The 9,395-nt window shown below is 40.7% G+C and carries 5 protein-coding genes and 1 pseudogene; 4 read left to right on the top strand and 2 right to left on the bottom strand.

The features are described from left to right. Positions 1-237 (top strand): transposase (locus G611_RS15015; RefSeq protein ID WP_036948037.1); only part of this gene is annotated, 237 nt, incomplete at its 5' end. Between the two features lie 233 nt (positions 238-470). Here G611_RS15015 and G611_RS0113350 read toward each other — a convergent pair. Then, entirely contained in the window at positions 471-4,724 is a 4,254-nt protein-coding gene (locus G611_RS0113350) for a 2-hydroxyacyl-CoA dehydratase (RefSeq protein WP_028244054.1), read from the bottom strand. A gap of 316 nt (positions 4,725-5,040) precedes the next feature. Here G611_RS0113350 and G611_RS0113345 point away from each other — a divergent pair, with 316 nt between their 5' ends. Next, positions 5,041-6,633 (top strand): CTP synthase, encoded by a 1,593-nt coding sequence (locus G611_RS0113345; RefSeq protein ID WP_028244053.1) that lies wholly within the window; start codon positions 5,041-5,043, stop codon positions 6,631-6,633. Between the two features lie 190 nt (positions 6,634-6,823). Next, positions 6,824-8,251 carry an NCS2 family permease gene (locus G611_RS0113340; RefSeq protein ID WP_028244052.1) on the top strand — a complete coding sequence of 476 codons (1,428 nt, stop codon included), beginning with the start codon at positions 6,824-6,826 and terminating at the stop codon, positions 8,249-8,251. A 95-nt stretch (positions 8,252-8,346) separates the two neighbouring features. Here G611_RS0113340 and G611_RS0113335 read toward each other — a convergent pair whose 3' ends face one another. Then, the gene (locus tag G611_RS0113335; RefSeq protein ID WP_028244051.1) at positions 8,347-8,526 is read right to left on the bottom strand and encodes a YlcI/YnfO family protein; all 180 of its coding nucleotides are present in this window, start codon (positions 8,524-8,526) and stop codon (positions 8,347-8,349) included. Between the two features lie 229 nt (positions 8,527-8,755). Here G611_RS0113335 and G611_RS15890 point away from each other — a divergent pair. Continuing rightward, positions 8,756-9,395: pseudogene (locus tag G611_RS15890) on the top strand (hypothetical protein); the annotation flags it as partial.

The raw sequence follows: 9,395 nt of genomic DNA, 5'->3' as shown, positions 1-9,395 counted from the left end.
GAATACATGGAAGCATGTGAAGACATAAGACACACTGAGGGAATGAAAGAATTATATTCCCATAGAAAAGAAACCATAGAAAGAATATTTGGAACAGCTAAAGAGAATCATGGTTTCAGATATACACAGATGTATGGCAAGGCGCGCATGAGAATGAAGGTTGCGCTTACTTTTGCATGTATGAATTTAAAGAAGCTTGCAAAAATACAGCAAGAATGGGAATTGAAAATGGCCTAGAAATAGGTCTTTTGAACTAAAAACCAAAAATTAATCTTAGAAAAAAGAAAAGGATGCTGCAAAACGGTGTTTTGCAGCATCCTCTTTGTCTACAGTCTGAAGCCAGCTCCGAAGAGCTGGCTTTTTAATATTTAAGTGAGCATGTAGCTAACAAGCTATAATATTTCCTTAGCGAGAGGTGCTGTCGAGCGGGGAAATATTATGCTTGTTAGCGTAACATGCGGACTAGGGTATTACTCAGCCTTGGCCAAGTTTTTGTTAGCTGTAGAAAGCATAAGCTTAATTCTGTTAAGCTGGTTAACTTCAGATGCACCTGGATCGTAGTCGATGGCCACGATGTTTGCTTCTGGATGCTCATGACGGATGCGTTTGATTACACCCTTACCTACTACGTGGTTAGGTAAGCATCCGAAAGGCTGGATACATACGATGTTGCTTGCACCAGTTTCGATAAGCTCAAGCATTTCACCTGTAAGGAACCATCCCTCACCAGTCTGGTTACCAATAGATACGATTTCTTTAGCATTAGCTGCAGTATCTGTAATGTATGCTGGAGCAGTGAATCTCTTAGACTTGTTAAATTCATCTCTAGCAGCACTTCTGAGCCACTCAAAGAACTTAATTCCAAGGTTACACATGAACTTAGTCTTTCGGCTAGCACCAAGGTTTTCTTCCTTAAAGTTTGCATTGTAGAAACTGTAAAGGAGGAAGTCTGTAAGGTCTGGTACAACTGCCTCGGCACCTTCCTGCTCAAGTAATTCAGCAAGATGATTGTTAGCTGCTGGAAGGAACTTAACAAGGATTTCTCCTACGATACCAACACGTGGCTTCTTAAGTCCTTCTATAATAGGAAGGTTATCGAAATCGCGAATCATTTCACGGCACATTCTCTTGAACTTGCGGTGAGAAAGAATCTTTGTATTAGAAACAAAATCGATAACTTGTTTTTTCCACTTGTTGTGAAGCTCGTCTGTAGAACCAGGAACTGCCTCGTAAGGACGAACGCGATATACACAGCGAAGTAAAATATCACCAAATGTAAGAGCGTAAAGTCCGTGCTGGATAAGGCTAGGTGTAAGCTTGAATCCAGGGTTTGGTTCGAAGCCGTTAAGGTTCATTGAAATAACTGGAACATCAGGATAGCCTGCCTTTGCAAGTGCACGTCTGATGAAACCGATGTAGTTTGAAGCACGACATCCACCACCTGTCTGTGAGATGAGAAGAGCAGTACGGCTCATATCAAACTCACCTGAATTGATAGCAGCCATAAGCTGTCCGATTACCATAAGTGAAGGGTAGCATGCATCGTTGTTAACGTATTTAAGACCAACATCTACACAGGTACGTGTAGGAATATCAGGAATCACCAGGTTGTAACCGGCTGCATTAAATGCAGGCTCGATTAATTCAAAGTGGATAGGTGACATCTGTGGGCAGAGGATTGTGTAATTCTTCTTCATTTCCTCTGTAAATACGATACGGTTGTAATTAGCTGGAACAATAGTGCGCTCCTGCTTTTTCTTCTTCTTAACGCGAAGTGCAGCAAGAAGAGAACGTACTCTGATACGTGCAGCACCAAGGTTGTTAACCTCATCAATCTTAAGGCAAGTGTAAATCTTACCAGAGTTTGTAAGGATATCAGCAACCTGATCAGTTGTAACGGCATCAAGACCGCAACCGAATGAGTTAAGCTGAATTAAATCTAAGTTGTCATGCTTCTTAACATAGTTTGCAGCTGAGTACATACGTGAGTGGAACATCCACTGGTCCATAACGATAAGAGGACGCTCAACCTCTCCAAGGTTAGAAATAGAATCCTCAGTAAGTACTGCAATGCCGTAGCTGTTAATAAGCTCTGGAATACCGTGGTTAATCTCTGGGTCTACGTGGTAAGGGCGGCCTGCAAGAACGATACCGTGCTTTCCTGTTTCCTCTAAGTATTTTAGAACTTCCTGACCCTTAGCGTACATATCATTTCTGAAATGTTCCTGTTCAAGCCATGCTGCATGGGCTGCTGCCTTAACCTCAGAAGCGTCAATATCAAACTCCTCCTTAAATACCTTTTCAAGCTGAGTAGTAAGAATCTCCTCAGAAGAGAAAGCCATAAATGGATTAAGGAAACGAACCTTACCAGTTGTGATTTCGTCTACGTTGTTCTTAATGTTTTCAGCATAAGATGTAACGATAGGGCAGTTGTAGTGGTTGTTTGAATCAGGGAACTCATTTCTTTCGTATGGAATACATGGATAGTAAATGAAGTCCACATTGCCTTCGTTAATGAGCCACTGAACATGACCGTGTGCCATCTTGGCTGGGTAGCATTCTGACTCAGATGGGATTGATTCGATACCCATTTCGTAAACTTTACGGTTTGAACGAGGAGAGAGAACTACTCTAAATTTAAGAGCCTTAAAGAATGTAGCCCAGAATGGGTAATTCTCGTAAAGGTTGAGTACACGTGGAATACCAACAGTACCACGAGTAGCTTCTTCCTCAGAAAGAGGCTCATAATCAAATAATCTGTTGTATTTGTATTCGTAAAGGTTAGGGATGTTTTCTTTATTTTTAACACCGCCTGCACCCTTTTCACATCTGTTACCAGTGATGAATGAACGACCGCCAGAGAATCTGTTGATTGTAAGTAAGCAGTGGTTCACGCAGCCCTGACAACGAGTAAGCTTTGTATCAAATGTAAGATTGTTAATCTCATCAATGCCAAGTGTAGTAGTTGTAGGATTTTCCTCGTAACGCTCCTTAGCGATAAGGGCACAACCGAAGGCACCCATGATACCTGCAATATCAGGACGAACTACATTAACACCTGCAACCTTTTCAAGGGAACGAAGAACAGCATCATTGTAGAATGTGCCACCCTGAACAACGATGTTCTTACCAAGCTCTGATGCATCAGAAAGCTTGATAACCTTGAAGAGTGCGTTCTTTATTACAGAGTAAGCAAGACCTGCAGAAATATCAGCAACTGATGCGCCTTCCTTCTGAGCCTGCTTAACCTTTGAATTCATAAATACAGTACAACGTGTACCAAGGTCGATTGGGTTCAAAGCAAAAAGTGCTTCCTCAGCAAAATCCTGAACTGTGAAATCAAGTGACTTAGCGAAAGTCTCGATGAAAGAACCACAGCCAGAAGAACATGCTTCGTTAAGCTGTACACTATCAACTACGCCGTTTTTGATGCGGATACATTTCATATCCTGACCACCGATATCAAGGATACAATCTACATCAGGGTCGAAGAATGCTGCAGCATAGTAGTGAGCAATTGTCTCAACCTCACCATCATCAAGCTGAAGTGCAGCCTTAAGTAAAGCTTCACCGTAACCTGTTGAGCAAGAATGTACGATATGTGTATCCTCAGGCATGATAGAGTAAATCTCTTTAAGTGCCTTAAGTGAAGTAGCAAGTGGGCTACCGTTGTTGCTTGAGTAGAAGGAATAAAGAAGTGTTCCATCATCACCAACAACCGCAAGCTTTGTAGTGGTAGAGCCAGCATCGATACCAAGGTAAACATTACCATGATAGTTAGCTAAATCGCCCTTTTTAACCTCTGCCTTTGCATGTCTGTCCTTGAAGGCTCTGAAATCATCTTCACCATCAAATAATGGCTCAAGTCTGGCAACCTCAAAGTCCATCTTAATTCCTTCAGAAAGCTTGTCGATAAGGTCGTCCATAGGAACGTTGTTTTCTTCCTTTGAATTAAGAGCAGAACCGATAGCTGCAAAAAGATGAGAGTTATCAAGAAGGATAGCGTGCTCATCATCTAACTTAAGTGTACGGATAAATGCTTCTCTAAGCTGATCCAAAAAGTGAAGTGGACCACCAAGGAATGCAACGTGACCGCGGATAGGCTTACCACAAGCAAGACCTGAAATAGTCTGGTTAACAACTGCCTGGAAAATAGAAGCAGACAAATCTTCCTTAGAAGCACCTTCGTTGATAAGAGGCTGAATATCAGTCTTGGCGAAAACACCACAACGAGCAGCTATAGGATAGAGAGCCTTATAATCCTTAGCATATTTATTAAGGCCAGGGGCATCTGTCTGAAGTAAAGAAGCCATCTGGTCAATGAAAGAACCTGTACCACCGGCACAGATACCGTTCATACGCTGCTCTACATTACCATTCTCAAAATAGATGATTTTGGCATCCTCACCACCAAGCTCGATTGCAACATCTGTCTGAGGAGCATAGTGAGTAAGGGCAGTAGAAACTGCGATAACCTCCTGTACAAATTCAACACCAAGATGCTTAGCAAGTGTAAGTCCGCCTGAACCTGTAATCATAGGACGAACCTGAATCTTACCAAGTGATGACTTGGCCTGGGTTAATAAATCAGTGAGAGTCTGCTGGATATTAGCAAAGTGTCTCTGATAATCTGAAAATAAAAGATTGTCATCGTCATCGAGAACTGCTATTTTTACGGTTGTAGAACCGATGTCGATACCTAATTTAAATAATTTGTTCTCCATAAATCCAATTCTTTCTTATATAAATATATTTTTATACAACATTTGGTATTATAAATGTAGATGCAAAAATATACAATAAACAAAATGAACAATCTGTTATTAAAGGCTTCCCCCACCAGAAGAAAAAATTTCCTCTTTACAAATTCTTTTTCATGTTGTAATATTTCATAGTAATTGAGCGTTTATTTTTTTGGAGGAATTCCTTCAAAAAAAAAACGCTTTTTCTATTTTCAGGAGGAAATATGTCACATTTATCTTAATTAAGATTTCTATTAATGATGTAATCCAATGAATAATAAAAATTAAGGAGTGTAAAATGACAAAGCATGTATTTGTAACTGGTGGTGTAGTATCAGGCCTAGGTAAGGGTATCACAGCAGCATCTTTAGGACGTTTATTAAAGATGAGAGGTTATAAGGTAGCTTCACAGAAGCTTGATCCTTATATGAATGTTGACCCAGGAACTATGAGCCCATATCAGCATGGAGAGGTATTCGTTACTGATGATGGAGCCGAGACAGACCTTGACTTGGGACACTACGAGAGATTCATCGATGAGAGTCTAAACAAATATTCTAACCTTACTTCTGGTAAGGTATATTGGAACGTTCTTAACCGTGAGAGAAAGGGCGAATACCTTGGACAGACAGTTCAGGTTATTCCTCATATCACAGAAGAAATCAAGCGCTTCATCTATATGGGTGCTGAAACATCTGATTGTGATGTTCTTATCACAGAAATCGGTGGAACAACTGGAGATATCGAGTCTCAGCCATTCCTTGAGGCTATTCGTCAGGTTTCACTTGAAAAGGGACGTGAGAATTGCTTGTTCATTCACGTAACACTTGTACCTTGGCTTTCTGGTTCAGAAGAGCACAAGTCAAAGCCAACACAGCATTCTGTTAAGGAGCTTCAGTCACTTGGTATTGCTCCTAATATCATTGTATGCCGTGTAGACCATCCACTTGAGCAGTCTATCAAGGATAAGATTTCTTTATTCTGTAATGTTAAGAAGGACTGCGTAATCGAAAACGACACACTTGATTGCCTTTACGAGGCTCCACTTATGATGCATAAGTATGGATTAGATGATGTTGTTTGCCGTGAGCTTGGCCTTGATAATCCTGCTCCAAAGATTGAAGAGTGGGAGAAGATGGTTGATACTATCAAGGGCCTTAAGAAGACTACTAGAATTGCAATCGTTGGTAAGTACGTTGCACTTCATGATGCATACCTTTCAGTTCGTGAGGCACTTTACCACGGCGGTTATGCAAACGATGCTCACGTTGAAATTGAGTGGGTTGATTCAGAAGAAATCACAAAAGATAATGTTAAAGAAAAGCTTGGAATGTGCGATGGCATCCTAGTTCCAGGTGGTTTCGGTGATAGAGGTGTAGAAGGAAAGATTGTCGCTTGTCAGTATGCTCGTGAAAATGATATCCCATACCTCGGTATCTGCCTTGGTATGCAGGTTGCTGCAATTGAATTTGCACGTAACGTTTGTGGACTTGAGGATGCAAATTCAAGAGAGTTCAACAGCACAGGTAAGCATTGTGTAATCGACCTTATGGAAGAGCAGATGGCTGTTCTTAGAAAGGGCGGTACAATGCGTCTTGGAGCATACCCATGTGCAGTTCGCAAGGACACAAAGCTTTTCGAAGCATACAAAAGTGAAAACATTTCAGAACGTCATAGACATAGATTCGAGTTTAACAATTCATATAGAGAGCTTATGACAGAGAAGGGGCTTACAATTTCTGGAACATCACCTAACGATGAGGTTGTTGAAGCTATCGAGGTTTCATCAAACAAGTTCCATGTTGGTGTACAGTTCCATCCAGAATTTAAGAGCCGTCCTAATAAGCCACATCCATTATTCTCAGCATTTATTAAAGCAAGCATTAACTAAATCGGCTTCCCCCTCTGGGGGAAGCTGTCGGCGCAGCCGACTGATGAGGGCATGCCCCGAAGGGGCGGATGAGGGCAATATATCCCCAAATCAGCGGCTGGGGCCCTAAAACAGTTTCTAATTTTTAAAAATTAGATATAAATTAAAGATTTGCCTGTAATAAACAGGCGGACCAGGAGGAGAATTTTATATGTTAGAGAAAAGATTCAAACTTAGCGCTAACAACACCACAGTGAAGACAGAAATTATCGCTGGACTCACAACATTCATGACAATGGCATACATCATTGCCTTGAATCCAAACTTGCTTACTAATTACGGTGCAGGCGGACAGGAGCTTTGGAACGGTGTATTCCTTGCTACTTGCCTTTCATCAGCAATTGCAATGTTTGTAATGGCATTTCTTGCTAACAAGCCATTCTGCTTGGCTCCAGGAATGGGACTTAACTCATTCATGGCAATCGTTATTGGTAACCTTGTTGCTATGACAGGTATGGGATATGTTGAATCATTCCAGGCAATGCTTTGCATCATCCTTATCGAAGGTATTGTTTTCTTAATCCTTTCACTTCTCAATATTCGTGAAAAGATTGTAGATGCTATTCCACTTGGAATCAGACTTGGTATTTCACCAGCAATCGGTCTTATGCTTCTTAACATTGGCTTTGGCTCAAATGTTTACATTGCAGATTCAAACTTCAATCAGTTCTTTGTAATGAAGGATTTCTTTGGAGCACTTACAGCAGGATACGCTAAGCAGACTATGACAGATGCTTATCCAATGATGGTACTTTCTGCTGTTACTATGTTTGTAGGTCTTTTCATTATCGTTGTTCTTGCTTCAAAGGGAATTAAGGGTGCGGTTATTATCGGTATGCTTGCAGCTTCAGTAATTTACTGGATTGGCGATGCAGTATTCCTTGGAAACAATCCATTTGCTTCACTTGCTACAGCATCATTTGTTCCAGCATTTAATGACATGGCAACAACAACATTATTCAAGTTCAATTTCGCAGGACTTACTCAGATGGGTTGGTTCACAGCAATCACACTTGTTATTACATTCTGCGTTATTGATATGTTCGATACAATCGGTACACTTGTTGGTACTGCATCACGTGCAGGCATGGTTGACCGTGAGGGTAACATGCCAAACATGAAGGAAGCACTTCTTTCAGATTCAATTGGTACAATCGTAGGTTCATGCACAGGTACATCTACAGTTACAACATTTATCGAGTCAGCATCAGGTGTTGAGGCTGGTGGACGTACAGGTCTTACAGCACTTACATGCGGTATCGCATTCCTTCTTTGCATCTTCCTTGCACCAATCGCTGCAATCATTCCAGCAGCAGCTACATCAGCAGCACTTATCTATGTTGGTGTACTTATGATGACAGGTCTTAAGAAGGTTAACTTTGATGATCTTTCAGTTTGTGTACCAGTTACAATCATGCTTATTGCTATGCCAATCTCTGGCTCAATCGGACACGGCATCGGTCTTGCAATGATTTCATACACAATCATTAAGGTATTTACTGGTAAGGCAAAGGAAGTTTCAGCTCTTACTTATGTAATTTCTGTATTATTCCTTATCAAGTTCTTCTTAGCAGTATAATAGGCTTCCCCCTCTGGGGGAAGCTGTCGGCGAAGCCGACTGATGAGGGCTAAAAGCAAAAAAAAGGAGTAGCTGCAATACGTTTTGTATTGCAGCTACTCCTTTTCATTTTCATCCATATTATCTAAAGCAAATTCACAAGCCTGTATCACAAATCCCGAGAAGCTTACATCTTTACCGACGATTGCTTTTTCGATTCTATCTATTAGAGAAAGCGGAAATCTCACGGTTTTTGTCTCTGTTTCCTTACGTTCTGATTTTAATTGAAATGCCATATTATCTCCTCCTGCAAATACAATGCATGCTACCAATTGGTAGCATACCCTACTTCTATTGTAATATCAAATCCTATAATCCAACTTTAAATTGTGTGAAAAAAATATGAAATGTTACATGAAGTGCGACAAGTGGTATTGCAAAATGTAATACATGAGATTAGAATACAAATTAGCGGCAGGTACATTACTTGCCAAAAATTTTCTATATGTGGAAAGGGGACATTACATGAAAAACAGAAAGTATTTAGCAACGCTTGCATTATGTATGCTAGTTTCTGCCACAACTGTATTTAACAGTGCAGCTGTAGGAAAAGCAGCAGAACTTTCGCAGGCACAAAATCCAGCTCAGGTTAAGTATGGGCAAGTATCAAAGGCAGATCAGGAAATTCTTAAGAAATTATTCGATTATGAGTATTATAAGAAGATGAATCCTGATGTTGTTAAGGCATTAGGCGATGATTACAATGCTTTATTTAATCACTTCGTTAATTTAGGATTGTATGAAGGTCGTTCTTGCAGTCAGAACTTTAATGTAAGCGCATACGCTAGTGGTAATGCAGATCTTAAGAAGGCATTCGGAAATGATATCCTTGCTTACTATCGTCACTTTGCACTCCTTGGTGCAAAAGAAGCTAGACCAATCACTACAATGAAGGCTGCAGCAGACGCTGGTATCACAGTAACATCTCTTGCAAATGCTTCTATTGTAATTACACCTCAAGTATACAAAGTAGCTGAAGCTAAGGGCATTACAGACCTTGCAACAGCACAGGCAGCAGCTAAGTCTGGTTCAACAGGCGGATCAAGTTCATCAAGCTCTTCTAGTAGCTCAACTCCAGCAACTGTAGTAAATCCTACACCAGCAG

Origin of the sequence: Pseudobutyrivibrio ruminis AD2017 (assembly GCF_000424305.1) — a bacterium.
In the GTDB taxonomy this organism is placed as follows: domain Bacteria; phylum Bacillota; class Clostridia; order Lachnospirales; family Lachnospiraceae; genus Pseudobutyrivibrio; species Pseudobutyrivibrio ruminis_B.
The sequence above is the reverse complement of the archived record's forward strand: the minus strand, read 5'-3'. Positions and strand labels throughout refer to the sequence as shown.

Coding starts and splice junctions, on each gene's coding strand:
- G611_RS0113350 (WP_028244054.1), bottom strand. CDS start 4,724: ATGGAGAACAAATTATTTAAATTAGGTATCGACATCGGTTCTACAACC.
- G611_RS0113345 (WP_028244053.1), top strand. CDS start 5,041: ATGACAAAGCATGTATTTGTAACTGGTGGTGTAGTATCAGGCCTAGGT.
- G611_RS0113335 (WP_028244051.1), bottom strand. CDS start 8,526: ATGGCATTTCAATTAAAATCAGAACGTAAGGAAACAGAGACAAAAACC.
- G611_RS0113340 (WP_028244052.1), top strand. CDS start 6,824: ATGTTAGAGAAAAGATTCAAACTTAGCGCTAACAACACCACAGTGAAG.